This window comes from Streptomyces sp. NPDC051664, from assembly GCF_044453545.1.
Taxonomy (GTDB): domain Bacteria; phylum Actinomycetota; class Actinomycetes; order Streptomycetales; family Streptomycetaceae; genus Streptomyces.
The window spans coordinates 36293-59521 of record NZ_JBITCU010000013.1 but is presented as its reverse complement, the minus strand read 5'-3'; the positions used below and the strand labels follow the sequence as shown (position 1 = coordinate 59521).

General features: G+C 69.8%; 20 protein-coding genes. 6 read left to right on the top strand and 14 right to left on the bottom strand.

The features are described from left to right. Positions 1-108: 108 nt before the first annotated feature. Both ACIA8E_RS23975 and ACIA8E_RS23970 read left to right on the top strand, forming a co-directional pair. On the top strand, positions 109-1641 hold the full coding sequence (locus ACIA8E_RS23975) for a rhamnulokinase family protein (RefSeq protein WP_399301362.1): 1533 nt from the start codon (positions 109-111) through the stop codon (positions 1639-1641). Positions 1642-2020: 379 nt separating this feature from the next. Further along, positions 2021-3688: a carbohydrate binding domain-containing protein gene (locus ACIA8E_RS23970; protein ID WP_399301361.1), complete on the top strand. Its 1668-nt coding sequence runs from the start codon at positions 2021-2023 to the stop codon at positions 3686-3688. A 164-nt stretch (positions 3689-3852) separates the two neighbouring features. Here ACIA8E_RS23970 and ACIA8E_RS23965 read toward each other — a convergent pair whose 3' ends face one another. The 11 genes from ACIA8E_RS23965 to ACIA8E_RS23915 form a co-directional block, all read right to left on the bottom strand. Further along, positions 3853-4689 (bottom strand): SDR family oxidoreductase, encoded by an 837-nt coding sequence (locus tag ACIA8E_RS23965; protein ID WP_399301360.1) that lies wholly within the window; start codon positions 4687-4689, stop codon positions 3853-3855. Positions 4690-4792: 103 nt separating this feature from the next. After that, positions 4793-6034 carry a cytochrome P450 gene (locus ACIA8E_RS23960; RefSeq protein WP_399301359.1) on the bottom strand — a complete coding sequence of 414 codons (1242 nt, stop codon included), beginning with the start codon at positions 6032-6034 and terminating at the stop codon, positions 4793-4795. 75 nt (positions 6035-6109) lie between these two features. Beyond that, positions 6110-7504, bottom strand: coding sequence for an NAD(P)/FAD-dependent oxidoreductase (locus ACIA8E_RS23955; protein ID WP_399301358.1), 1395 nt, complete (start codon positions 7502-7504; stop codon positions 6110-6112). Continuing rightward, positions 7494-7739 carry a ferredoxin gene (locus ACIA8E_RS23950; protein WP_399301484.1) on the bottom strand — a complete coding sequence of 82 codons (246 nt, stop codon included), beginning with the start codon at positions 7737-7739 and terminating at the stop codon, positions 7494-7496. Before ACIA8E_RS23950 ends, ACIA8E_RS23955 begins: the two co-directional genes overlap by 11 nt. Before the next feature lie 169 nt (positions 7740-7908). Then, complete coding sequence (locus ACIA8E_RS23945) at positions 7909-8586, bottom strand: hypothetical protein (RefSeq protein WP_399301357.1); 678 nt, start codon at positions 8584-8586, stop codon at positions 7909-7911. A 335-nt stretch (positions 8587-8921) separates the two neighbouring features. Then, on the bottom strand, positions 8922-9380 hold the full coding sequence (locus ACIA8E_RS23940) for a zf-HC2 domain-containing protein (protein WP_399301356.1): 459 nt from the start codon (positions 9378-9380) through the stop codon (positions 8922-8924). Between the two features lie 318 nt (positions 9381-9698). Further along, positions 9699-10517: an ABC transporter permease gene (locus tag ACIA8E_RS23935; RefSeq protein WP_399301355.1), complete on the bottom strand. Its 819-nt coding sequence runs from the start codon at positions 10515-10517 to the stop codon at positions 9699-9701. Beyond that, a complete protein-coding gene (locus ACIA8E_RS23930) occupies positions 10514-11452 on the bottom strand; it encodes an ATP-binding cassette domain-containing protein (protein WP_399301354.1) in 939 nt (312 codons plus the stop codon). Before ACIA8E_RS23930 ends, ACIA8E_RS23935 begins: the two co-directional genes overlap by 4 nt. A 149-nt stretch (positions 11453-11601) precedes the next feature. Next, positions 11602-12297: a response regulator gene (locus ACIA8E_RS23925; RefSeq protein WP_399301353.1), complete on the bottom strand. Its 696-nt coding sequence runs from the start codon at positions 12295-12297 to the stop codon at positions 11602-11604. Continuing rightward, entirely contained in the window at positions 12269-13528 is a 1260-nt protein-coding gene (locus ACIA8E_RS23920; RefSeq protein ID WP_399301352.1) for a sensor histidine kinase, read from the bottom strand. The genes ACIA8E_RS23925 and ACIA8E_RS23920 overlap by 29 nt, the downstream gene beginning before the upstream one ends. 307 nt (positions 13529-13835) lie before the next feature. Next, positions 13836-14330 carry a lamin tail domain-containing protein gene (locus tag ACIA8E_RS23915; RefSeq protein ID WP_399301351.1) on the bottom strand — a complete coding sequence of 165 codons (495 nt, stop codon included), beginning with the start codon at positions 14328-14330 and terminating at the stop codon, positions 13836-13838. Positions 14331-15103: 773 nt separating this feature from the next. Here ACIA8E_RS23915 and ACIA8E_RS23910 point away from each other — a divergent pair. Further along, the gene (locus ACIA8E_RS23910; protein WP_399301350.1) at positions 15104-16594 is read left to right on the top strand and encodes a UDP-N-acetylmuramoyl-L-alanyl-D-glutamate--2,6-diaminopimelate ligase; all 1491 of its coding nucleotides are present in this window, start codon (positions 15104-15106) and stop codon (positions 16592-16594) included. A 109-nt stretch (positions 16595-16703) separates the two neighbouring features. On the opposite strand, the gene ACIA8E_RS23905 is transcribed toward ACIA8E_RS23910, so the two are convergent. Further along, positions 16704-17930 (bottom strand): cytochrome P450, encoded by a 1227-nt coding sequence (locus ACIA8E_RS23905; RefSeq protein ID WP_399301349.1) that lies wholly within the window; start codon positions 17928-17930, stop codon positions 16704-16706. A 107-nt stretch (positions 17931-18037) separates the two neighbouring features. Here ACIA8E_RS23905 and ACIA8E_RS23900 point away from each other — a divergent pair, with 107 nt between their 5' ends. Next, a complete protein-coding gene (locus ACIA8E_RS23900; protein WP_399301348.1) occupies positions 18038-19309 on the top strand; it encodes an FAD-dependent oxidoreductase in 1272 nt (423 codons plus the stop codon). A gap of 414 nt (positions 19310-19723) precedes the next feature. Continuing rightward, positions 19724-20443, top strand: coding sequence for an SDR family oxidoreductase (locus ACIA8E_RS23895; protein ID WP_399301347.1), 720 nt, complete (start codon positions 19724-19726; stop codon positions 20441-20443). A 37-nt stretch (positions 20444-20480) separates the two neighbouring features. Here the strand turns inward: ACIA8E_RS23895 and ACIA8E_RS23890 are convergent, their stop codons facing one another. Further along, positions 20481-21242 carry an SDR family oxidoreductase gene (locus tag ACIA8E_RS23890; protein WP_399301346.1) on the bottom strand — a complete coding sequence of 254 codons (762 nt, stop codon included), beginning with the start codon at positions 21240-21242 and terminating at the stop codon, positions 20481-20483. A gap of 553 nt (positions 21243-21795) precedes the next feature. On the opposite strand from ACIA8E_RS23890, the gene ACIA8E_RS23885 reads away from it, so the two are divergent. Next, entirely contained in the window at positions 21796-22764 is a 969-nt protein-coding gene (locus ACIA8E_RS23885) for an alpha/beta hydrolase (protein ID WP_399301345.1), read from the top strand. A gap of 70 nt (positions 22765-22834) precedes the next feature. On the opposite strand, the gene ACIA8E_RS23880 is transcribed toward ACIA8E_RS23885, so the two are convergent. Continuing rightward, positions 22835-23182, bottom strand: coding sequence for a MazG-like family protein (locus tag ACIA8E_RS23880; protein ID WP_399301344.1), 348 nt, complete (start codon positions 23180-23182; stop codon positions 22835-22837). Between the last annotated feature and the right edge of the window lie 47 nt (positions 23183-23229).

Sequence of the window (23229 nt, the reverse complement as noted above, 5' to 3'; positions counted from 1 at the left end):
GGCCGGCGGGTCACCGCCGCGCGGAGAGTCGTTCCGCCGTGGTGCGGGCCGGCGTGGCGCCCGCATCGCAACCCGGTCGTACGAACCTTCACGAAGGACTGACAAGACGTGGCACCGACCGATCCCCGCCCCTTCGCCGCCGTCGACCTGGGCGCGTCCAGCGGCCGCGTGATGGTGGGCCGGGTGGGAACCGGAACGCTCGACCTGACGGAAGTGCACCGCTTCCCCAACACTCCCGTACGGGTCGGCTCCACCCTGCACTGGGACATCCTCGCCCTGTACCGCGGCGTGCTCGAAGGTCTGCAAGCCGCGGGCCGGTTCGCAGGCGGGCCCCCGGCGAGCGTGGGGATCGATTCCTGGGCCGTGGACTACGGCCTTCTCGACGCGGACGGCGCGCTCATCGGCAACCCCGTGCACTACCGGGACGGCCGTACAGGGAGCGCCACCGCGAAGGTCGCCGGGGCAGTGTCGCCCACCGCTCTGTACGCGGCCACCGGGCTGCAGTACCTCCCCTTCAACACCGTCTATCAGCTGGTCGCCGCCCAGGGCACACCCGCCCTGGCCGCGGCCCGCAGGCTGCTGATGATCCCGGACCTCGTCTCGTACTGGCTGACAGGCGAGGTCGGCACCGAGCTGACCAACGCCTCCACCACCCAGCTGGTCGACCCGCGCACCCGCGACTGGGCCCGGCCCGTCGCCGACACCCTCGGGATCGACCTCTCGCTCTTCGCACCCCTGCGCCGGCCCGGCGACCGGGCAGGGCAGTTGCTGCCCGAGGTGCTGGCCGAGACGGGGCTCGGGGGGCCCGTTCCCGTGACCGCCGTCGGGTCGCACGACACCGCGTCCGCCGTGGTGGGCGTGCCCGCGCGCGGTGACCGCTTCGCATACATCGCAACCGGCACGTGGTCGCTGGCCGGGCTCGAACTGGATGCGCCCGTCCTCACCGAGGACAGCCGCCGCGCCAACTTCACGAACGAGCTGGGCGTGGACGGCACCGTCCGCTACCTGCGCAACATCATGGGCCTGTGGCTGCTCCAGGAATGCCTGCGCGCCTGGGCGTCGCAGGGCCGGACGTACGAGCTGGACGAACTGCTGTGCCGCGCCGCCGAGTCCGCTCCCCTTCGCTCGGTCGTGGACGCGGGCGATCCGGAGTTCATCGCGCCGGGCCGGATGCCGGAGCGGATCTCCGAGGCCTGCCGCCGCACCGGCCAACCCGTGCCGCGCGACGCGGCCGAGACAACCCGCTGCGTGCTGGACTCCCTTGCCCTCGCCCACCGCCGCGCACTCATGGACGCCCAGCGGCTTTCCGGCCGTACGGTCGAGGCCGTGCACATCGTCGGCGGCGGCGCCCACAACGAGCTGCTGTGCCGGCTGACGGCGGACGCGTGCGGGCTGCCCGTGGTGGCGGGCCCGGCCGAGGCCGCGGCGCTCGGCAACGTTCTGGTGCAGGCCCGTACGGCGGGTGCGGTGGCAGGTGGCCTGTCCGACCTGCGCCAACTGCTGTGCGAGACACAGGACCTGCGGCGCCATGCGCCCATGGGTGATCGCAGAGCCTGGGAGCGGGCCGAGGCCCGCATCGCGGACGGCCGGGAGTCCCACCGGCAGCAGGCGGGCGACAAAGGCGAACAGCCGCGCGGCTGACGCTCTTCGTGACCTGTCTTCACGACGCGCACTTCCTGGCCGGTGGGGCCACGTCGGCCGATGCCGTACGCAAGGGTGGCGACAAGGCTACGCCGAGATCGCCCAACGGATCGTCCTGGCAGCCGACTTGACGTCGATCCCGGGGCCGGTCCAGCGCGACGGTGCCGCACGGATCAGGCCGGAGCGACGAACAGGAAAGTTTCCTAATCAACCTATTGACAAGCGATTTGCCACTTCGGGAAGCTGTCGAGCCAGCCAGACATGCACTTCTGCGGCCCGTCTCCAGCGGGCCGCAGAAGCAGTTTCGCTTGTGTCACCGGCGTCGGTGTCGACGCTGTCGCGGTTCGCGTTTCTCCCTCGTTCTCACAACGGAGGTCTCGTGCGCACTCGATCACGCCTGCTCGCTCTGGCAGGTGCAGTCCTGCTCGGTACAGCAGCAACCCTGACCGTTCCCGGCACGGCATCCGCGGCGAACCTGGTCAACAACTCCGGCTTCGAATCCGCAACGCTGTCGGGCTGGTCCTGCAGCGGCGGCCTCGGCTCCGTGGTCTCCAGTCCGGTGCACAGCGGCAGCAAGGCGCTGGCCGGGGCCGCCGGCGACAGCGACAACGCCAAGTGCACCCAGACCGTCGCCGTCCAGCCCAACACCACCTACACACTGTCCGGTTGGGTACGGGGCAGCTACGTCTACCTCGGTGTCACAGGCGGCAGCTCCACCTGGACCACGTCGACGTCCGGCTACGCCCAGCTCTCGCTCTCCTTCACCACCGGTGCGTCGCAGACCAGCGCCGAGATCTACCTCAACGGCTGGTACGGACAGGGCACTTACTACGCCGACGACATCAGCCTGGACGGACCGGGAGGCAGCACCGACACCCAGGCCCCCACCGCTCCCAGCGGCCTACAGTCCACCGGCAAGACCTCCTCCAGTGCCACCCTTTCCTGGGCCGCCTCCACCGACAACGTCGGTGTCACCGGGTACGACATCTACCAGGGCAGCACCAAGGTCAGCACAGCCACCGGAACCAGCGCAACCGTGAGCGGTCTGGCCGCGAGCACGACGTACTCGTTCACCGTCAAGTCGCGCGACGCGGCCGGCAACGTCTCGGCCGCGTCCAACGCGGTGAGCGTCACCACCAGTTCCGGAGGCAGCGGCGGGACGGGCTTCAAGCAGGCCGCCCCCTACCTCTACCTCGGCTGGGGCAACCCGCCGGCTCCGGGTACGGTGATGAACGCCACCGGCGTCAAGTGGTTCACCATGGCCTTCATCCTGTCCTCCGGTGGCTGCAATCCGGCCTGGGACGGCCAGCGCGCGCTGACCGGCGGTGTCGACCAGTCGGCCATCGCCGCCATCCGGGCGGCCGGCGGTGACATCGTCCCGTCCTTCGGCGGCTGGCAGGGCAACAAGCTCGGCCCGAGCTGCTCCACCCCGGCGGCGCTGGCCGGCGCCTACCAGCAGGTGATCGACGCGTACGGGCTGAAGGCGATCGACATCGACATCGAGAACACCGACGAGTTCGAGAACGCCGTTGTGCAGGACCGCATTCTCGGCGCTCTGAAGATCGTCAAGCAGAACAACCCCGGCCTGAAGACCATCGTCACCTTCGGCACCACGACCACCGGACCGAACAGCTACGGCAACCGTCTCATCGATCAGTCCAAGGTGCTGGGCGCGGACATCGACGTCTTCACCATCATGCCCTTCGACTTCGGCAACGCATCAACCGACATGTACGCCGGCACTGTCAGCGCGACCGAGGGCCTCAAGGCCAAGCTGAAGTCCACCTTCGGCTGGGACGACGCCACCGCTTACGCCCACATCGGCATCTCCGGCATGAACGGTGTCAGCGACAACCAGGAGACCACCACCGTCCAGAACTGGACCGACATCCGCAACTGGGCCAACTCGCACCATATAGCGCGCCTCGCCTTCTGGTCCGTCAACCGCGACCACGGCTGCCCGGGCGGCGGCCTGCAGGAGACCTGCTCGGGCATCGCCCAGAGCGACTGGCAGTTCACCTCCATCACCGCCGGCTTCACCGGCTGACCGGAGATCCAACAGCCGGTGGGATACCCGGACTTCGGGTGCCCCACCGGCATGTCGGTCGGCAGGTCGGTTGTGGGTCCGCGCACCTGCGGCCGGACTCCGCCACCTCGCCGCGCAGCGTGGACCGGCGCTTCACCGCTCCGCACCCGGGCTGGTGTCGGCGGCTACGTGCTGCTCCGCGGGTCCGTTCGCGCCAGAACGTCGTGTACGGCATCCGTGGGCACGCCGGAGCCGGCCCGGCCGGCCGCTCGTACCCTCGTGCCGCCGTCGACGAGCAGGTCCGTGCCGGTGACCCAGTCCGCCTCGTCGGAGACCAGCCACAGCACTGCGCGTGCCACGTCCTCCGGCTCGCCGATCCGGGCCAGCGGCAGACTCTGGGCGATCCTCTCCTCGGCCCGTTCCCACACGAATCGCGCCATCTCGGTGCGCACCAGCCCCGGCGAGACAGCGTTCACCCGCACGCCCGGCGCCAGCTCACCGGCGAGCTGGCGGGTCAGGTGCAGCAGGGCCGCCTTGCTCGTGCCGTACGCGCCGACGTGCGGCCCCACGCCGTATGTGCCCTCGGTGCAGATGTTGACGACTGCGCCGCCGTGCTCGCGCATCCATGCCCGCCAGGCGAGCTGGATCAGGCGCAGCGGCGCCTCCACGTTCACGGCAAAGGCGTCGCGCCAGACCTCGGGCTCGGCCTCCATCAGCGGGCCGAACGGGGCATTGGTCCCGGCGTTGTTGACGAGGATGTCGAGCCGGCCGAACTCCCGCACCGCAAGATCCGTGCACGCCGCCAGGTGTGCGGGATCCGCGACCGAGCCGGCGCAGCCCACCGCCCTGACGCCGGTGGCGGCGAGCCGGTCCACGGCCGCGTCCACTCCCGCGGGATCGCGAGCGGTGATGCAGACCATCGCTCCCGCCTCGCCCAGGGCCTGCGCCGCGGCGAGGCCGATCCCCCGGGAGGCGCCGGTGACCAGAGCCGCCCTGCCGTCGAGTACCGGTGATGACGTCATCTCCGTACCGTCTCATGACGGATCGTCAAAAAGGCGTGTACGCAGGCGCGGACTGTTCAATCTCAGGACCACCGTGCACAGCCGACGACACGTCGATTCGGCCCTACTGGGGGCGCAGGCCGTCGAACGTGATGTTCAGATGGCGGGGGCCACGCAGGACCGCGTTCTGCCGGTAAGGGGGCGGGTCCTCCACCAGGCGAGGGTTGTCGAGCCTGCGGGCCAGCTCGGTCAGGGCGAACTGCGCCTCCAGCCGCGCGAGCGGTGCGCCGAAGCAACTGTGGATGCCGCTGCCGAAGCCGAGGTGCTGGATGTCCTTGCGGTCCGGGTCGAACCGCTCGGGGTCCTCGAAGCGCTCCGGGTCCCGGTTTCCGGCGGCCAGGACGAGCCAGATCGACGAACCCTTCGGAATGGTGACCCCGCGGACCTCGATGTCCGCGATGCACGTGCGATGCGGCACGAACTGCACCGGCGGCTCGTAACGCAGCAGTTCCTCGACAATGTTGACGGCGAGGCGCGGGTCGTCCCGCAGCCGCTGCAGTGCCTCCGGGTGGCGCAGCAGGGTGAGCATCCCGTTGGTGATCAGGTTGACCGTCGTCTCATGGCCGGCGATCAGCAGCAGGACAGCGGTGCTGAGCACCTCCATCGTCGTCATCGGACCGTCCGGTCCATGGCTGGTCACCAGCTCGGACAGCATGTCGTCACCGGGTGCCTTGCGGCGCTCCTCGACCAGCCCGGCCAGATACATGCCCAGTTGCATCCTGGCCTCGTGCGTGACGCGGTTCCGCTCGGTGAGGTCGTCGCCGGGAACCGGGTCCAGGCCGGCGGCGATGGTGTCGGCCCACGAGTGGAAGCGCGCCTCGTCCTCCCGCGGCACCCCGAGCAACCGGCAGATCACGGTCACGGGAAAGGGATACGAGAACTGGTCGACCACATCGATCCGGTCCGTGTCCCCGAAGCCGGCGACCAGGTCCGAGACGATCCCGGCGAGCTCGCCGCGCATGTCGTGGACACGTCTGGGGCTGTGCGGCGGGCCGAACGGACGGTTGGCCATCCGACGCAGCCGGTCGTGCTCCGGAGGGTCGAGCCGCAGGAAGCTGGGCGGCAGAGCCGTCTCCTCCTCCTGCCCGGTCACCTCGTCGCCGCCGTGGGTGGTGAGGTTGGAGGCGTCGGAGCTGATCCGCGGGTCGTGGAGCAGACTCTGGATGTCCCAGTACGTGCTGACGACGAACGGGCCGCCGTCCTCTTCCTGGAACACCGGGGACCTGCGGAGTTCCGCGTACAGCGGATACGGGTCGGCACGGTTGGCGTAATCGGTGATCTGGCGCAGGAGCGGGGCTTGCGTCATGGCGGGTCCTTGGGGCGTGGGAGCAGAAGGGGCCGTTTCGGCGTCGGGCAGCGGGATGTCGGGCCCCGCCGGTGGTCAGGAGCGGGCCGGCTTGAAGACCAGCCGTCGGTCGGCCGGCGAGTAGCCGCTGAGGGTGACGGTCGGCCCGTGGGTGGGCAGCGAGGGGTCCGGGAAGTCGGCCGGGACGGGCTGCCTGCCCTCGGGCCGGCGGTCCACGGTCAGGAACGCCGGGGGGAACGGTGCGGCCGTCTCGATCAGCCCCTGGTAGAACTGCAGCCACCGTGAATTGTCGAAGGTGACCGCACCGATGACGCGGCCCTGATAGCCGTACGCACCGGTGAAACGGCGCTCGGCGAGCGCCCCCTGCGCAATGAGGATCTCCTCGCCCATGGACGGGACGCCGACCGACTTGATGTTCACCCCGAACTGGGACGACCAGAAGGCCGGTACCCACATGTGCGGGCGGCGGTCCGTGCTGGAGCTGATCATGTTGTGCGCCGCCACCTCGGCCTGTGTGACGGCGTTGCCCCAGTGTTCGAGGGAGAGGAACTGATAGCCGAAGAGCGGATGTGGGGATCGCGCCACATCACCGGCGACGAAGATGTCGTCGGTCACGATGCCCCGGTAGTCGAAGGCCCGGCACCCCGCGTCGCAGGCGATCCCGCGGGGTCCCGCGCCGAGTCCGGATCCGGCCAGCCATTCGGTGTTGCGGGTCGCGCCGAGCGAGACGACGACCACGTCCGTCCCGACGGTGCTGCCGTCGGACAGATGAGCGGCGCGCACCCGACCCACCGAGTCGCCCTCGAGGCCGGTGACCATGACGCCGGTGCGCAGGTCCACCCCGTTCTCGCGGTGCAGCTCCGCGGCGACCGCGCCGACCACCCCTCCCAGCGCACCCACCAGGGGCGCGTCGGCGCGCTCCGCCACCGTGACCGGGAGATCACGCGCGCGGCAGGCGGACGCGATCTCCGAGCCGGTGAAACCGGCGCCGATCACGAACACCCTGCGGGGCGAGGCCATCAGCCGGCGCTGCAGCCCGGCCGCGTCGTCGCGAGTCCGCAGGACGAAGACGCCGTCCAGCTCGGCCTCCGCCTGGCGCGGCCACGGCCTGGCCCGTACACCGGTCGCGATGAGCAGCCGGTCGTACTCCACCTCGTCGCCGTCGGCCAGCAGCACCCGCTTCGCCGCCATGTCCAGCCCGGTCGCCGCGACACCGAGCCGCCACTTCGCTTCCACCGATCGGCGCCGGGGCAGCTCGGTATGGGCCGGCGACGCCTTGCCCAGCAGCACGGACTTGGAGAGCGGCGGCCGGTCGTACGGCTCGTACGGCTCGTCACCGATCATCGTGAGCGACCCCTCGAAGCCCTCGTCGCGGAGCGTCTCGGCCGCCCGCAGGCCGGCCAGCGAGGCGCCCACGATCACGATCCGGCCCTCGCGCCTGAGCCACGCCAGGAATGCGTCAGCGGCCATGGGACTCCTCCTCGCCCGGCGCGGCCGTCATCTCTCCCGGTGTGTCCAGTGCGTCGGCCAGAATGGCCTGGACGGGGCATGCCGCGACGGCGCGCGCCACGTTCTCGCGCTGCTCCTCGTCTGCCCGTGGGTTGTACGTGAGCGCCTCTTCGCCGTGCATCGCGAAGACATCGGGCGCGAGGAACGCGCATTGCGCGTATCCCTGACACTTGTTGAGATCGACGACAATCCTCATCGACGCTCCGCCCCTTCCGGCAGCCTGGTCCGGCGCCGTCCGCTGTTTCTCGGCGGCGGGACGGCGGGTCTTCTCCCCCACGCCAGCATCGAAGGACCGGTGGGTTCGGTGCTCGCCCAGGAGAGCCGAAGGAGTGAGAGTGCCCGGAACTGCGGGGCCGCAGCGGCGGTCAGGCCGCCTTCGCCCCATCGGGCCCGGGGACGCGGCTGACCACGAGAATGTAGATACTGACGATCAGTGACCAGAACGGGAAGACGAGCTCGGACCAGGCGACGGCGGCCGCCACGAAAAGCAGCGTCAGGGCGACGAGGAGACCCAGCAGGGTGAGCCACCGGGAGAAGATCCCGAGGCGGTACCCCAAGGTCGACGTCGTGAGCGTGAACACCGCGGCCATCCGCATCGCGTAGTCCGTCAGCAGCGTGTACGCGAAGTGGCGGCCGAAGTCCCAGGACGGCAGCCCCGGGTCGTTCCCGGACGGAGCCCCGACGGACAGCACGCCCCCTGCGGCCGCGGCCGCCGCGAACATCGAAGCCACGAAGATCAGACCGCTGCCCAGGAAGACGGTGGCGATGAACTTGTCCTCCGCGTCCCCGACGTGCGCGCGCAGCACGCCCACGAACCACAGAAAGAAAATGCCCGCGAAGGGGACGAGCGCGAGCGCCGTCTTCACGGCGTTCCGGCGCGAGGAGTCGTCGAACCCCCGGGCTGTGACCGCGTCGGCCCCTTCGGGGATCGCCAGCCGGATCAGGATGATGGCGGCCGCGAGCAGCACCGCGAAGACGACCCCGGCCAGTCCCGCCGCCCGCGGAGTCTGCAGCGCGTGCCCCTTGGTCCTCCGTGTCGCCATGAGCGCTCGCTTCCTCTCACAGGGGGCCCTGGGACCAGCAAGCAGCCGGCTGTGCGGTGGCGCCACCGGGAGACGGCCGAACGGCAGTCCGTCGTACCCGTCGAGACAGCGAGGAGCGGTGCGGGAGATGTGTACGGGCCGGTCGTCCGGGACACTTCCCCGGCCGGCGCCGGCCATGACCAGGCACTCGTGCGGGCCCACGGAACGTCCCCGGCCTCGCTCGTCGCCGTGCGCGTGCTTGCCGGGTGCGTGGGCCCGGCTCGGGCCCGGCACCGCGGCACTCACCGCCTTCGCTGTTCCCCGCGACCCGGACGTGGGCATCGAGCGCCCCTGCCTCAGCCGGCGGCCGGCCACGGTGTGACCACCGGGCGGAGAGACTGAGGCGTGGCCGCCCCGTCTGCTGTTGCCCGGGGGCCCGGGGCATTTCTGGCTGCTCGCTCGCCCGGCTCGCCTGACGCCCGCATCCTGCTCAGCAACTGGGTGACCGTGAGCGGTGTGCCCAGTATCGCGCGGGCCGGACGGCGCCGACGGAGCTGCTGACGTGAGGTGTGGCAGCTCTCGGCGGGGGCGGGCACGTACCTCTGCTGCCGGCGCCCGATGTCGCGGGCCAGAGCATCGCGGAGCAGGGGCAGGTGTGCGGACACCGCTGCGAGGCAGTCGTGTTCGTCCCGGCAGGCGGGGCAGGTGGTCAGGTGGGCGCAGACCCGAGCGGCTTCCTCGGGCGCGAGGGCGTTGAGTGCGTATCCGGCGAGCAGCTCACGGATGGTGCGGCATTCCTGGGGCGAGGTGAACATGATGGTTCCTCTCCGTGCTGGGAGGGTCCGCGCGGTCGGCGCGGCCACGGGGGTTCAGGCGCGGGCGTCATCCTGGTATCGCTCGGTGACGTCCACGGCGGTGCCTGTTCTGCGGTGCTGTCCTTGGGGGCGCCTTCGATGTGCGCACGAGCCCGATGGGGTTCGGCTACCGGCTCGTGCCCTGGCGAGGAACAGCGATGGTGATCCGGAAGGTTCAGCCATGGACCGGGGATTACGGTGGGCGGGCTCCGTCCGCAGCGGGTCGATCAGGTCGCTGGTCCCGCAACGGCCCTTGTCCGGGCCGGTGGCGCTGTTCGGTCAGGCGTCGCGTCGCTTGAGGAGCCAGGCGGCGATGCCCAGGAGGGCTGCTGCGTAGCCCGCGAACAGTGACAGACCTGTCCAGGGGGCCATCGCGGGATCGGGGACGACCGAGAGCACGGCTTGTCCGGCGTTGCTGGGCAGGTACGGGTCGATGTGCTGAGCCCAGTCGGCCGGAAGCAGGGCTCCCAGTCCGGGCAGGACGAGCAGGATGCCCACCAGCGTGGCAATGGCACCCGCAGAGCTGCGGATGATGGCGCCCAGGGCGACGCCGAGCAGTCCGACGACGGTGAGGTAGAGGGCGGTACCGAAGACCACACGGGTGACCCCGGGGTCGGAGAGATCCATGGACAGGTGAGGGTGAGCGGAGGACAGGACCGCCTGGCCGCCGAAGAAGGCGGCGAAAGAGGCCGCGGTCATCAGGACGAGAACGACGCCGGTGAAGACGGCTGCCTTGGCCGCCAGCATGGGCAGCCGCCTGGGGACGGCCGTGAGGGTGGCTCGGATCATTCCGGTGGAGTACTCGCCCGTGAACATCAGGACGCCGAGGACACCGACGGCCAACTGTGCGGGCCGGTACATGCTCAGGCTGACCTCGGCCCCGTTGAAGTGCGCCAGGTCCCGCGCGTTGAGGTCGCCTGCCCGAAGGTGAGTGACCAGCAAGCCCAACCCGACCATCGCGGCCACGGCGGTCAGCAAGGTGATCGACGTGGAGCGCACGGTGCGCAACTTGATCCATTCGGACCTGAGCACCCGGAGCAGGGTCACCTTGCCAGGGCGCACGGTCGAGCCGAGCGGGCGCGTGAGGATCGTGGTCATGACGCGCTCCTTGCTGCGACCGTTTCACCGGCGGTGGTGGAGCGGTACTCGACCGCGTCCCGGGTCAGTTCCATGAATGCCTCCTCCAGGGAGATCCGCTGGGGAGAGAGTTCGAGCAGGGTGAGCCCGTGGTCGGCGGCCGTACAGCCGATCTGGTCACTCGTCAGGCCCACTACATCCAAGGTGTACGGCGCGCAGGTGGTGAGGGTGACGTCCGGACCCGCCAGCAGATCTTTCAAGCGGTCGATGTCCGGGCAGCGCACGCGCACCACGGTGCGGGCCGCGCTACGGGTGAATCCCTCGACCGAGGTGTCGGCGATGAGCCGGCCGCGGCCGATGACGACAAGATGTTCGGCGGTGAGTGCCATCTCACTCATCAGATGCGATGAGACGAACACCGTTCGCCCCTCCCCCGCCAGGCTCTTGAGAAGATTCCGGATCCACCGGATGCCCTCCGGATCGAGGCCGTTGACCGGCTCGTCGAGGATGACGGTGGCGGGGTCGCCGAGAAGCGCGCTGGCGATGCCGAGGCGCTGGCCCATGCCCAGGGAGAAGCCGCCGGCCCTTTTCCCGGCGACCTCGCGCAGGCCGACGAGGTCGATGACCTCGTTCACGCGCCGGCGGGGGATGCCAGTAGTGGCGGCCAGGGCCAGCAGGTGGTGGTAGGCGGTGCGGCCGGTGTGGGTGGCGCGGGCCTCCAGCATCGCCCCGACCTCGTGCAGGGGCGCTTCGTGGTGTGCGTAAGGGCGGCCGTTGACGGTGACATGCCCGGCGGTGGGGGCGTCCAGGCCGAGGATCAGCCGCATGGTGGTGGATTTGCCGGCCCCGTTGGGACCGAGGAACCCCGTCACGATGCCGGGGCGGACCGTGAAGGACAAATCCTCGACGGCAGTCTTGCTGCCGTACCTCTTGGTAAGGCAGTGGGCTTCGATCATTGCGAAACCTCCGTTCACCACCTCACTCTCGCCCGTGACCGGCCCCTCGCACATCGTCCCCGTGCAGCGATTCCCGGCTACCACGTCCGCGGTACTGGGCACATCGGCCTACGGCTGGGACAGAACGCCGCACGTACCCGCGCCGGCGACTACACGGGTGTCGACGGACCGCTCGGCTCCATCGCCGGGCTCACCAGGCCGCACTGGTAGGCGATGACCACGAGCTGGGCCCGGTCACGAGCGTCCAGCTTGGTCATGGCCCGGTTGACGTGGGTCTTGGCGGTCAGCGGGCTGATGAACAGGCGATCGGCGATCTCGTCGTTCGACAACCCCAGTGCGACAAGTGCCAGGACATCGCGTTCCCGTGGCGTCAGGCCCGCCAGCCGCTCGTGCATGACTGCCGGGCACGCTTCCGGCTGCGTCAGAAACCGTGTGATCAGCGCTCGGGCGGCCGACGGGCACAGCAGGGCCTCCCCGCCGGCGACCGTACGCACGGCGTCGAGAAGCTCCTCGGGCCGCGCGCCCTTGCCGAGAAAGCCACTCGCACCCGCACGCAGCGCCTCGGCGACGTACTCGTCGTCCTCGAAGGTGGTCAGGATGAGGACCTTGACCCCCGCGAGGTCCTCCGACTCGCTGATCAGCCGCGTCGCGGCGAGGCCGTCCATCTCGGGCATGCGGATGTCCATCAGGAGCACATCGGGGTGCTGCGCATGCGCCAGCTCCACCGCCTCGCATCCGTTGGACGCCTCGCCCACGGTCTCCATGTCGTCCGCAGAATCGAACAGCATCCTGAAGGTGCCCCGTAGCAGGGCCTGGTCATCGGCTAGCAGTACGCGGGTCGTCATACCCATCTCTCCTCGGCAGTCCGTCCGCTGCCGGACCGCCCGCCGCCGTGCCGGCTCGCAGGGGCAGATCGGCAGTCACAGCGAAGCCGCCCTGCGGGCGGGCTCCCGCGTACAGCGTGCCCCCGACGATGGCGGCACGCTCGCGCATCCCGATCAGCCCGTGGCCGGTCCCCTGGCGGGGTCGGTGGTGGTGCGGGCCGACGCATCCGTCGTCCTCGACAGTGATCGTCAGCCATTCGGGGCGGTAATGCAGGAACAATCGGGCGTGGTCCGCGCCGGCGTGCTTGTGCACATTGGTCAGGGCCTCCTGCACGATGCGGTACGCGGCCAGGTCCACCGCCGGCGCCAGCGGTTCGCTGATACCGCGCTGGCTGTGCCTGACAGCCAGTCCGGCACCTTCGAACGACGCGAGCAGGTCCGGCAGCTGGGTCAGGCCCGGCATCGGATCGCGTGGCGCCGCCGGATCACCGGTCTGACGCAACAGGCCTACGGTCGCACGCAGTTCATCCAGTGCCGACCGGCTGGTGTCCCGGATGGTCTCCAGGGCGGCGAGTGTCTGCTCCGGCTGCCGCTCCGCGAGATGGACGGCGACACCGGCCTGCGCGTTGATCAGGGCGATGTGGTGCGCGACGACGTCGTGCAGTTCGCGCGCGATCCGGACCCGCTCGGCCGCCACCCGCTGCTGCGCCTCCTGCTCACGGGTCCGCTCCGCGTGCTCCGCCCGTTCCTCCACGGCCGCCACATAGGCGTGGCGTGACCGCACTGCGTCGCCGATGGCGGCCGCCAGAGCCGTCCATGCCAGCATCACCGCCTTCTCCGGCTCCAGCCATGATCCCGGGGTGAACAGCAGGGCCGTGCCCACCAGGACGGCAGCCGTGGCCGCCGCCGTGGTCCAGGTGGTGCGCCGGTCGGTCCGCACGGCAACCGTGTAGAGGGACACCACGACCGGGCTGGACACCAGCGGGCTCTCCCGGAACCCGAGCACCTGAAAAGCCACCCCGCAGCCGACCGCGACAGCCAGTACGCCGAACGGGTGGCGACGTCGCCACATCAATGCCGCGCAGCCGACCGCCGCCAGCACCACGCCCGGCCACCGGAACGAGATCCGGTGCTCGTCCGGCACCACAGCAGAAGCCACAACCGACAGCCCGAACAGCACGGCCGACACCAGCGCGTCCACCGCGCCGGGCCGGGCTCGCGCCTCCCGCCTCCAACCGTTGATCACTGCCATCTCACCACCGTAAACGCGGTGGCCGGGCCGGGCAGTGCGGCAGCGCCGCCCCTGAGCACACTGCCCGATCCGCGGTGGACGATGTGTGGGCGAGCCATGGAACGGCCCGGCCTTCGGCTGGGGGGCCGCGAGGATCGGCGCAGGCGTGTTCCGCAGGGTCGCCGACGCCGCTTCGGACGCCTGTCGCGAGAAGAGCGCCGCCGGCCGCTGACCGAAGCACCGGATGACAGCGGGACGCCCGCCGGCGAACCGGCGGCAGAGCACTCGCCCTCTGCCGCCGTTCCCATCGGAGGTCAGCAGGAGTGCGTCAGCCGTGGTAGGTGATGTAGCCGTTACGGTCGCGGTCGTTGCCGGTCCTGGTGTAGGAGTGGACGTCCGCCCGGCTTCCTGACGGCTTGTACAGGTAGATGGTGTCCTTGTCGTTGTTCCAGATGAAGTTGCAGTTCTGGCGGTAGACGACGTTCTTGGCGTCGGAGTCGGTGCCGTGGCCGCCCCGCAGCTTCACGTAGTCGCCGGGCTGGAGGTAGTGGCTGGCCGAGAAGATGAAGCGATTGCCGGTGGCGTCCTTGACGACGTAGCCCTTGAGATTGATGGTCGCCGTCGACGAGTAGTTCTTGATCGTCAGGTACTCGTCCTTGCTGTTCCCGGTGGAGCACTTGTTGGAGTCCGTGCCGGGCGCGTCGTACTGGACACCCTTGACCTTCAGCGCCGACGAGTACTCGGCCGCCTGTGCCGGAGCTGCGGCAACGACCGCGACGGTCGCGACAGCGACAACAGTGGATATGACATGGCGTATGCGCATGAGGAATCCCCCCTGTGGTGCGGATAGAGCGCCTGGAGCATACACAATCCGTGATGATGAGGTGTCTAAAAGGTGATGAATGTGTGAAGGCAGTCATGCAGTACATGTCCGGGGTCACTCAAATGCACGGCACAGCTGGCGAGTTGGCAGACCTGGCGGACCACGTCGGACGAGTGAACCCGCCGAGCAGGACCTCTCCCGACTCCGCGTCCGTCGCCCGGGATTCTCGCCATGCCGCCCGGCATGGCCGCAGTGGGTGCCCGGCGGAAGACCCGCATCCGCGGCATCCTGCTGAGCGGCGCCACCACTTCGTCAGACGCACAACTCGCGCGCGACCAGCCTGAGCTGCGCACCGAACTGCGGCGAGGCGGCCGCCGACGCGAACCGGCCGGCCGGTCGAGGCGAGCAATGCGGATTCAGGGCTGCCCCGTGGGACGTACACTCCACCCATGGGCGACACACATGCAGTGAGGGAGTGCCTGCGACAGGCCCCTCACGTGCTGGGCCCAGTCGCGCCCAAGGCGCTCTGCCGTGCGCTGCACGGTCACGGCTAGCCAGGCGCTCACGGTCTTCACGGTTTCAGTGCCGATCGTCTGATCCGCGCCTTCTCCCATCGCTTCCGCTCCGCCCATGGAGCGCTTCTCCACCCCCTTCTCCACCTCCTTCGCTGTGCGTTCCGCAGCACCCCACACTCGCGCAGCTCCTCGGCGTGCCGTCGGCATCCCCTTCGGCGACGGCCGAAGAGGCGTGTCGCATTTTCGAGAGGACCCTGTATGAAGTTGAGGGAGTTGCTGGCCGGTCACGATCACGAGGTCCTCCTCGGCGATCCGGACACGAGGATCAGCGCAGGAGCCTGTTTCGACGCCCATCGCGTTTCACCGGGTTCGCTGTTCATCGCCGTGCCCGGCCATCGGGAAGGGGGTCCCGAGGCCGTCGGCTCGGCACTGGCACGTGGCGCTGTGGCGGTGCTCGTCGACAGGGCAGCGCCCGATATCCCAGCGGCAGTACGGGCATCGGCAGGCGATGCATGCGTCGTCCGAGTGCCGGACACCCGGGTGGCAGCGGCGGTCGTCACCTCGCGCTACTACGGCGAACCCGGTCAGGACATGGACATGGTGGCCGTGACCGGTACCAACGGGAAGACCTCGGTGTCCTACATGGTCGAGTCCGTCCTGAGGATCGCCGAAGGCGCGAAGGTGGGCGTGATCGGGACATCGGGCAGCCGCATCGGCGACGAACTGATCCCGATGCCGCGCTCGGTGTTGACCACACCGGAATCGCCGGACTTCCAGTACCTGTTGGGACACATGCGCGACCACGAGGTGGGCACCGTCGTCCTGGAGGCCACCTCGATGGGCCTGCTGAACCACCGGGTGGACCGTGCATTCATCGACGTGGGGATCTTCACCAACCTCACGCAGGACCACCTGGACGACCACGGCACCATGGAGAACTACCGCGACGCCAAACTCCGCCTCTTCCAGGGGCTTTGCCGGCTCGCAGTGGTCAACGCCGACGACTCCGTGGGGGCCGGGATCGGGCGGATCATGCCGGGATCGGTCACCACGTACGGCATCGACGCGGCGGCCGACTACCGGGCGACGGACCTGAGCATGACCGCCTTCGGTACGCGCTTCACCCTCCACCACGCGGGGAACAAGTACCCCGCGGCGATCCCGGTGCCCGGCCGGTTCTCGGTGGCCAATGCGCTGGCCGCCGTGGCGGCCTGCCACCTCCTGGGGCACGACCTGGCGGGTCTGGTTGCCGCACTCGACCGGATGCCCCCGGTCCCCGGGCGGCTCGAACGCTTCGAGACCCCCCACGGTTCGTCCGTGATCGTGGACTACGCCCACTCTCCCGACTCGCTGGACAAGGTGCTCTCCGCCATCCGGGACTTCGCGCCGGGCCGGGTCATCACCGTGTTCGGCTGCGGGGGCGACCGGGACGCCACCAAGCGCGCGCAGATGGGCGAGATCGCCGGGACCCACTCCGATCTGTGTGTCCTCACCTCGGACAACCCACGGAACGAGGACCCCGAGGCGATCATGGACCAGATCACTCCGGGGCTCACGGCCACCGGCACCCGGTTCGAGAGGTTCGCAGACCGCCGTCGGGCGATCGCCTTCGCCCTGTCCGCCGCCGGTCCGGATGACATCGTCCTGGTTGCGGGGAAGGGCAGTGAGCCGTACCAGATCGTCGGCGAACAGCTGATTCCGTTCAGCGACATGTCCACGGTGCGCGAACTCGCAGCCGCGCAGGGGTAACGGGCGGCCGTCTCCGGTCGCCCTCGCTCACACGATGCGGCTGCTGAGGTGGTGCCGAGAGACGGGGCGGAGGGGTTGTGCGCCGGGACGCTCCCGGATTCCGGCGCTCTCAGCCGGCGCCGCCGGAGGCGAAGGTGACAGGCAGACGCTCGGGACCGCGCAGCCCGCCCGGCCGCCAGCGCAGTTCGCCCGGCGGCACGGCCAGCGCGAGGTCCGGGAGGCGGCGCAGGGCGGTTCCGATGGCGATCTGACCCTCCAGTCTGGCCAGCGGTGCCCCCAGGCAGTAGTGGATGCCGTGGCCGAACGCAAGGTGGGCCGTGTCCCGCCGGGTGATGTCCAGCCGGTCCGGATCGGAGAACCGTGCCGGGTCGCGGTCCGCGATGGCGGAGGCGATCAGCACGGTCGCACCGCACGGGATGTTCACGCCCGCGATCTCGACGTCCTCGCGCGCGAACCGGGCGATGCCGGGGTTGACCGGCCCGTCGTAGCGCAGGAACTCCTCGACCGCGCCCGGCAGCAACGCCGGATCGTCCCGCAGCATCTCGAGCTGACGGGGGTTGGCGAGCAGCGCCGCGATGCCGCCGCCGATCAGGTTGACGGTGGTGATGTATCCCGCCACCAGCAGCAGGAACGACATGGCGATCAGCTCGTCCTCGTTCAGCTGCTGCTCCTCGTCCGTGGCGGTGATCAGCGCGCTGAGCAGATCGTCCCCGGGCCGGGCCCGTTTGGTTTCCAGGAGCTTGGTCAGGTACGAGTGCATCCGCTGCCACGACTCGTCCACGAGTGCCGGGTCCGGAAGTTCCGCCCCTCTCAGGAGCATGTCGTCCGTCCACCGCTGGAAGTCGTACCGGTCCTCCACCGGCACGCCGAGCAGTTCGCTGATCACGGTGACCGGCAGCGGAAGCGCGAAGTCCGCGACGAGTTCGGCCCGGCCGGCCGGCGCGACCGCGTCGAGCAGCCGGTCGCTGATCTCCTGGATACGGGGCCGCAGCTCGGCCACCCGGCGCGCCGTGAACGCCCTGGAGACCAGACGGCGCAGGCGGGTGTGGTCGGGCGGGTCGGAGCGGAGCATGTTGCTGATCATCGACTCGCGTTCCGTCACGGGCAGCTGCCGCAGCAGCCGGGGATCCGAGGCGTCGCGGACGTCGCTGCTCAACCGGGGGTCCGCCAGGGCCGCGAGACCGTCGTCGTACCGCGTGACCAGCCACGCCTCCAGACCGCCGGCGATCACGGCACGGCGTACCGGGCCCTCCTCGCGCAGCTGCCGGAAGAGCGGGAAGGGATCCGCGACGAAGGACGGGTCGGCATAGGGCAGAAGGACCGGCTGCTGGCTCATGATGCCTCCAGGGATGCGTTGCGACCCATTGGTGCGGACTTGTCGGAACTGAGGGTATATCTTCCGATATGACTGACCCGGGGATTTCACCGAAGGAAGCGGTTGCGATGGAGCGGACCACGTGCTGCGTCGTGGGCGGTGGCCCCGCCGGTATGGTCCTCGGGCTGTTGCTGGCCCGGGCGGGGGTGGCGGTCACGGTCCTGGAGAAGCACGGCGACTTCCTGCGCGACTTCCGCGGTGACACCGTGCATCCGTCCACCCTGGCGCTGCTGGAGGACCTGGGGCTGGCCGAGCGATTCGGCCGGCTGCCGCAGCGGCGGGTGACGACAGTCCAGCTGCCGCTCGGCCCGGACCGTTCACTGGTCACCGTCGGAAACATCGGCGCGCTGCGGGGCAAGTACAACTACATCGCGATGGTGCCCCAGTGGGATCTGCTCAACCTTCTCGTGGACGAGGCCGGGCGGGAGCCGTCCTTCTCCGTGCGGATGAACACCGAGGCGACCGCCTTCCTCATGGAACGCACGGAGGTCCCCGCCGGTCGAGCGAAGCCGAGAGCTCGCGGCAGGGTCACGGGGGTCCGGTACCGCACATCCGACGGCCGTACCGGTGAGCTGCAGGCCACCCTCACCGTGGCCTGCGACGGCCGGTCCTCACTGGCCAGGGCGTTGCCCGAACTGGGACTGCGGGAGTTCACCTGCCCGATGGACGCCTGGTGGTTCCGGCTGCCGCGGCGGGACGACGACCCGCACGGGCTCGTGGGAGGCGTCGGCGACCGGTTCTTCAGCGCCATGATCGACCGCGGGGACTACTGGCAGTGCGCCGCACTGATCCCCAAGGGAACCGACACCCGGCGCCGCGCCGCCGGTCTCGGCCGGTTCATGGGCGAATTCACGACTGCCGTCCCCTGGCTCGCGGACCGGGTGCACGCGCTCGGGTCGTGGGACGACGTGAAGCTGCTCGACGTACGGCTCGACCGCCTACGGCGCTGGCACCGCCCGGGGCTGCTGTGCATCGGCGACGCGGCACACGCGATGTCACCGGTCTTCGGCGTCGGCATCAACCTCGCCGTCGAGGACGCGGTGGCCGCCGCCCGGTATCTCGTCGAACCGCTGCGCGCGGGCACGGTCGGCCTGCGGACCGTACGCCGCATCCAGCGCCGCCGCCGGCCGACCACCGCCGCGACACAGGCCCTGCAGCGTTTCGCCCACGCGAATGTCATCGAACCGGTCCTGTCGGGCCGCCCGGCGTTCGGCAGCCGGAAGCGAGCCCAGCGGCTGAGCCAGCTCATCACGACCTCACGGTGGCTGAACCGCCTGCCGGCGTACTTCCTCGCCTACGGCGCCCTGCGCGAGCGCCCACCGGCCGCGTCGGTGCGCTGAGCGGGACACCTTGCGTCGGCGGGGCCGACACCACGCCCACCCCGGTTCCCGCCTTGCGGTCGCTGTCGAGGACGGCGCGCAGTCCGCCGTCGGTGACGTCCACGGTGAGGGCCGCCGCGGTGGGCAGGTGGGGCCGGATGAGGTGGGCGGCGTAAGCGGCAGCGGCGGCCAGGGCTGCCCGCTCAATCGACCCACCTCAGCCGGCGCCCGGCCGGCCCCTCCGAGTATTCGATCGGCATCTGCGGCCATTGACGATCATCCTGGGGAGCGCCTCCCGGACCACCGGGCCGCCCGCGGTTCGGGTGGTGACGGACACCCGGGCGATATACGTTCGGAGCGGGTCGCGCTGCGCCGTCGCGCACGTCGCGACGGCCGGTCTTCGGCCCTGCAACCCATCGCCGGGGAGGTTCTCCCATGAAGGTTCAAGGCTCTGTCGCTTTCGTCACCGGAGCGAACCGCGGACTCGGTGAGCAATTCGTGCGGGCGCTCTTCGATGCCGGAGCGGCCAAGGTCTACGCGGGAGCCCGCGACCCCGGAAAGGTCACCGTGCCCGGGGCGATCCCGGTCGCAGTCGACATCACCGACCACGAATCCGTGCGCGCGGCAGCCGCCCAGGCCCAGGACGTGACGCTCCTCATCAACAACGCCGGTTCGACGACCCGGGCGGACGTGCTCGAGTCCGACCTGGACGCGTTCCGGAAAGAATTCGAGACGCACGTTGTCGGCACCCTCGCCATGAGCAGGGCCTTCGCCCCCGTTCTCGGAGGCAACGGCGGCGGCGCGCTGGTCAATGTTCTCTCCGTGCTGTCCTGGATTTCGATCCCGGCCAGCGCCGGATATGCCGCGGCCAAGGCCGCCGAATGGTCGGTGACCAACGCCTTGCGGGTGGCTCTTGCGGAGCAGGGCACGCAGGTCACCGCCCTGCACGTCAGCTACATGGCGACGGACATGGTCGCGCATCTGACCGGTCCGAAGGCCGATCCCGTCATGGTGGCCCGCGCGACCCTCGACGGTGTCGAGGCCGGACTGTACGAGGTGCTCGCGGACGACGTCAGCAAGCAGGTCCAGACAGTGCTGCCCAGGGGCCCGGAGGCGCTGTATCCACAACTCGTCGGCCGCCCGGCGCTGATCTGATCTCCTTGCCGTCCCCGGAGACGCTCCTCCCTGGTGGTCAGTGGGAGATGAGCTGCTGGCCGCCGTCGACGTCGTACGTTCCGCCGGTGAGCGCGTCGTTGCACATGATGTGTACGGCCAGAGCGGCCACGTCGGCCGGGACGACGACCCGTCGGACGGGAAGCGTGGCGCGCAGCTCCTCGCGCCGGGCATCGAGCTGATCACCCAGGAGCGAGGCCGACAGGGGCGTGTCGACGAATCCGGCAGCGATGAGATTGACCCGGATCGGCGCCAGTTCGAGCGCCAGGTTCGCGGTGAGGGCGGGCAGAGCCGCCGTGACAGCGGACATGACGGCCATGCCGATACCGGGGCGCCGACCTCCGGTGCTGCCGATGAACAGCAGCGTGCCTCCGGCTCGGACCTTGTCACGGCTGTAGAGGGCGACCGCGAGTGCCATGGCGAGGCGCTCGTCGAAGGCGCGGCGGGCGGCAGCGAGGTCCATGTTTTCCAAGGGCATGTAGAAGGGGCCGCCGGCTGTGACCATCACATGGTCGACCGGGCCGGGCAGATCCTGGAAGAACTGCTCGAGACGGTCGGTGTCGGTGGCGTCGAACGCTGCAGTGCCAAGAGGGTGGAGCTCGAGCGCAGCCTGCTGCAGGTGTTCGGGGTTGCGGCCGACCAGGACGACCTGGCCGCCGCGTGCGCGTACCTGGCGGGCGGTTTCCAGTCCGATACCCGCGCTGGCGCCGATCACCACGACGGTCTGGTCGGCGAGGTCGGGCCGGCGCCGGGTGCCGGGATCGCCGGGTGCGGCAGTCATGACGATCGGGCGCCGAGAGCGGTCATGCCACAGCCATGGGGTCTGCTGCCAGTCATCCGTACCTCCAGGTATCGGTCTCTGGTCCTGTGGTCGCGCTTCAGGCCGCAGATCGCTGCCTGTCGACCCAGCTGCCTGCACTCCATGCCCGTCGCACCCTGGGTCACTGATGTGGTGTCAGCGGCCAGGGGCGGTGAATCCCGCACCCCGTGCGTCGCTGGTTCGACGTGCGGAGATCCTCACATGAGGCAGCGCCGGCGGCCGTCCCGACCCGCCGATCCGACCACCACGCCCACCGACGTGCGGTACTGGTCACCGCTGCGCCCAGCCCGGTGACGGACTGCACCCCTGATCATTGAGCCGGGCGCCGTCCCGCACGTCATCTGCACACGGGTTCGCTCATCTCGCCCGCAATCGACTACTGACCGTGGCGCCTGCTGCCCTTGTGTGTTCGCCGGAAGATCCCGTTGCGCACCGGTCCCTTCCGTGAGGCCACGGATGAGTAGGCAACGAGCGAATGGATTCGTTTCGGCGAGTCCGACCTGGAGGCACTTCCATGGTTGACCTGCCTGCCCCTCCCCCTCCCCGTCTCGAGTCGGCTGCCCAGGAACTGGCCGACGCGACCAGCCCCCACCCGCGCATCTACGAGGTCCCGCCCGAGCAGGGACGTGACATCCTTGTCGGCCTCCAGACCGGAGAAGGCATCGAGAAACCCGACATCGACGAAGAATGGGTGACCATCGACGCCGGCCGGTACGGGCAGGTGCGTACGCGCATCATCAAGCCGGCCGGGGCGACCGAACCGCTGCCTGTCATGCTCTACATCCACGGCGCAGGCTGGGTGCTCGGAGACGAGAACACGCACGACCGCTTGGTCCGTGAGCTGGCGACAGGCGCAGACATGGCCTGCGTGTTCCCGGTCTACGACCGGGCACCGGAAGCGAGGTACCCGACCCAGATCGAGCAGAACTACGCGGTCGGCTCCTGGATCGTCCAGCACGGCGCCGAGCACGGCCTGGATGCCTCACGCCTGACTGTGAGCGGCGACTCGGTCGGCGGCGACATGGCTGCCGTGTTCGCCCTGATGGCCAAGGACCGCGGAGACATAGACGTCAAGGGCCAGGTGCTTCTGTACCCCGTCACGGACGCCGACTTCAACACGGCGTCCTATCTGCAGTTCGCCGACGGCTTCTACCTCACGCGCGACGGCATGATGTGGTTCTGGGACCAGTACGCGGACCCCAGCCGGCGAAAGGAGCCCTACGCCGCACCCCTGCGGGCAAGTCTGGATCAGTTGAAGGGCCTGCCGCCCACCCTGGTCATCACCGACGAGGCGGACCCCTTGCGCGATGAGGGTAAGGCCTACGCCGCGAAGCTGCGAGAAGCCGGCGTGGACGTCACCGCTGTGCGCGTCGAGGGCATGCTGCACGACTTCCTCATGCTCGACAGTCTCCGCGACTGCAACGCCACCAACGTCGCGCGCCACCTCGCCATCGACGCCCTGCGCACGAGCGTCGCCGCCTGACCCCGGCAGAGATGCGTGATGAGGGCTCGGAGAAGAGCCGGGCCCTCATCACCTGCACGTCACCGTCCTCTCACGCCACGTCGGACCCGGTCCCACCACTCGACGGCAGCACACGGTCCACCAGGTGTTGCAGCCGCTCGTCCAGGAGCTTGCGCGCGTCAGGCGTGCACGTCGCGAGCGCGACCATGCCCGTCACGATGACGTCGCACAGCTCCTTGTTGACGTCGTCCCACGTATGGGACGCCCCTTTACGAGGGTTGGCGCCCATCACGCCGTGCAACGCCTCGGCGACCTCACCGAACTCCTCGCCGATCTTGAGTACGCGCAGCAGCCGCACATCGCTGTCCGACACCTGGACGGCGTTCTCGTCCAGCCAGGTCCGCAGCCGCTCCACACGGTTCCATGCTTCGTCCTGCATCGGGTTCCCCTCGGATCGTCCGTACATGTTCGCCCTGTTACCGCCTG

Excerpts from the sequence above, each read along its gene's own strand:
- ACIA8E_RS23945 (WP_399301357.1), bottom strand. The coding sequence starts at position 8,586 with ATGGCGACACGGAGGACCAAGGGGCACGCGCTGCAGACTCCGCGGGCG.
- ACIA8E_RS23880 (WP_399301344.1), bottom strand. The coding sequence starts at position 23,182 with ATGCAGGACGAAGCATGGAACCGTGTGGAGCGGCTGCGGACCTGGCTG.
- ACIA8E_RS23895 (WP_399301347.1), top strand. The coding sequence starts at position 19,724 with ATGAAGGTTCAAGGCTCTGTCGCTTTCGTCACCGGAGCGAACCGCGGA.
- ACIA8E_RS23910 (WP_399301350.1), top strand. The coding sequence starts at position 15,104 with ATGAAGTTGAGGGAGTTGCTGGCCGGTCACGATCACGAGGTCCTCCTC.
- ACIA8E_RS23930 (WP_399301354.1), bottom strand. The coding sequence starts at position 11,452 with ATGATCGAAGCCCACTGCCTTACCAAGAGGTACGGCAGCAAGACTGCC.
- ACIA8E_RS23960 (WP_399301359.1), bottom strand. The coding sequence starts at position 6,034 with ATGACGCAAGCCCCGCTCCTGCGCCAGATCACCGATTACGCCAACCGT.
- ACIA8E_RS23955 (WP_399301358.1), bottom strand. The coding sequence starts at position 7,504 with ATGGCCGCTGACGCATTCCTGGCGTGGCTCAGGCGCGAGGGCCGGATC.
- ACIA8E_RS23925 (WP_399301353.1), bottom strand. The coding sequence starts at position 12,297 with ATGACGACCCGCGTACTGCTAGCCGATGACCAGGCCCTGCTACGGGGC.
- ACIA8E_RS23915 (WP_399301351.1), bottom strand. The coding sequence starts at position 14,330 with ATGCGCATACGCCATGTCATATCCACTGTTGTCGCTGTCGCGACCGTC.
- ACIA8E_RS23935 (WP_399301355.1), bottom strand. The coding sequence starts at position 10,517 with ATGACCACGATCCTCACGCGCCCGCTCGGCTCGACCGTGCGCCCTGGC.
- ACIA8E_RS23890 (WP_399301346.1), bottom strand. The coding sequence starts at position 21,242 with ATGACTGCCGCACCCGGCGATCCCGGCACCCGGCGCCGGCCCGACCTC.
- ACIA8E_RS23940 (WP_399301356.1), bottom strand. The coding sequence starts at position 9,380 with ATGTTCACCTCGCCCCAGGAATGCCGCACCATCCGTGAGCTGCTCGCC.
- ACIA8E_RS23905 (WP_399301349.1), bottom strand. The coding sequence starts at position 17,930 with ATGAGCCAGCAGCCGGTCCTTCTGCCCTATGCCGACCCGTCCTTCGTC.
- ACIA8E_RS23885 (WP_399301345.1), top strand. The coding sequence starts at position 21,796 with ATGGTTGACCTGCCTGCCCCTCCCCCTCCCCGTCTCGAGTCGGCTGCC.
- ACIA8E_RS23900 (WP_399301348.1), top strand. The coding sequence starts at position 18,038 with ATGGAGCGGACCACGTGCTGCGTCGTGGGCGGTGGCCCCGCCGGTATG.
- ACIA8E_RS23950 (WP_399301484.1), bottom strand. The coding sequence starts at position 7,739 with ATGAGGATTGTCGTCGATCTCAACAAGTGTCAGGGATACGCGCAATGC.
- ACIA8E_RS23965 (WP_399301360.1), bottom strand. The coding sequence starts at position 4,689 with ATGACGTCATCACCGGTACTCGACGGCAGGGCGGCTCTGGTCACCGGC.
- ACIA8E_RS23920 (WP_399301352.1), bottom strand. The coding sequence starts at position 13,528 with ATGGCAGTGATCAACGGTTGGAGGCGGGAGGCGCGAGCCCGGCCCGGC.